This is a genomic window from Pseudomonas sp. NPDC088885, from assembly GCF_044750025.1.
Lineage (GTDB): Bacteria > Pseudomonadota > Gammaproteobacteria > Pseudomonadales > Pseudomonadaceae > Aquipseudomonas > Aquipseudomonas rustica.
In genome coordinates this window covers 1,841-2,767 of record NZ_JBIVJB010000204.1, presented here as the reverse complement: position 1 = coordinate 2,767, position 927 = coordinate 1,841, and the positions used below count along the sequence as shown (strand labels likewise).

Here is a 927-nt window from a genome sequence, read left to right as displayed (position 1 = left end):
AAGAAACATATATTTTCAGTAGTGCTGTGCTGCTCAGGCCAACTGGGCACACCGGAGTATCATAGTCGAAATGTTCGCTTTGGTAGCCCCCCGGACGTGCTGTTTGCCAATCAGTCGTGTTTTCTTTACTGCCTGTTTCGGCTGGAAGCCCCGGTTTACAAGGGTTTGCGCGGAACGTAAAGACAATAAAAAAACCTGTAAAACCTGCATAAATCCTCCGAAAAGGCTCAAATTCAGCCCTTTTTAGAGGCGCTGAGCCGATTCAAAAGACTTTTTTGATCACTTTTTCGCCGGGGTATTTGCCTTGCATTTGGCGATTTGGCCCAGCGCTTTCTGCTGCAGTTCAGGAGTTGCCTTGTTGTCCATCAGCGCCTGAATGTCGCTGGCCGGATAAGACTTGATGGCGTCAGCGCCGCAAGCACAATGAGATTTCGCTGCCGCAGCACCGATTTGTTGGGTCGCAGCCTGTGTGCACTGCGCCATGTACTTTTCGCGCTCGCCCTTCGGCCAATCGGCGTGGGCAGTCAACGGCAGCAGCATAACGATAGGGGCGACGACGGCGAACAGGGTATTCAGACGCATGCGAGGATGCTCCTTGTGGGTCAATGTCTTGTTATCTGAGGGCTGAAAGGCCGATCAAGTTCAGCACTCTGGCATAAAAACGGACGATTTGCCTTCTGATCAAACAGAGGCATAAGTGACCGCTCATCTGTGCTAGCATGCCGGGCTCAAGCGTTCTCAGGCGCCGGATGACCTACAGTCCCGGACGCGGTCAACGTGCGAATATTTCTGATTTGAATCCCAGTCACTCTGGTTCGGTTTTCCGGTTGGCCGCAAGGCTCCTGCCGCTGTAAGGCAGGCGTTCGTCATTGAATGGCCTGGATCGGATCTTGTACTGGCTCATCCCAACCCACGTGACCTTTGGTA

Annotated in this window: 2 protein-coding genes; one reads left to right on the top strand and one right to left on the bottom strand. The window is 52.9% G+C overall.

Going from position 1 to position 927, the window contains the following annotated elements:
• On the top strand, nt 1–180 hold a 180-nt coding region (locus ACIP1X_RS28470; protein ID WP_400755924.1), incomplete at its 5' end, for a hypothetical protein.
• A 99-nt stretch (nt 181–279) separates the two neighbouring features.
• Here the strand turns inward: ACIP1X_RS28470 and ACIP1X_RS28465 are convergent.
• Complete coding sequence (locus ACIP1X_RS28465) at nt 280–582, bottom strand: hypothetical protein (RefSeq protein ID WP_212544426.1); 303 nt, start codon at nt 580–582, stop codon at nt 280–282.
• Nucleotides 583–927 lie beyond the last annotated feature (345 nt).

Bases quoted from the DNA above. Each gene is read 5' to 3' on its own strand.
- ACIP1X_RS28465 (WP_212544426.1), bottom strand. From the start codon at position 582: ATGCGTCTGAATACCCTGTTCGCCGTCGTCGCCCCTATCGTTATGCTG.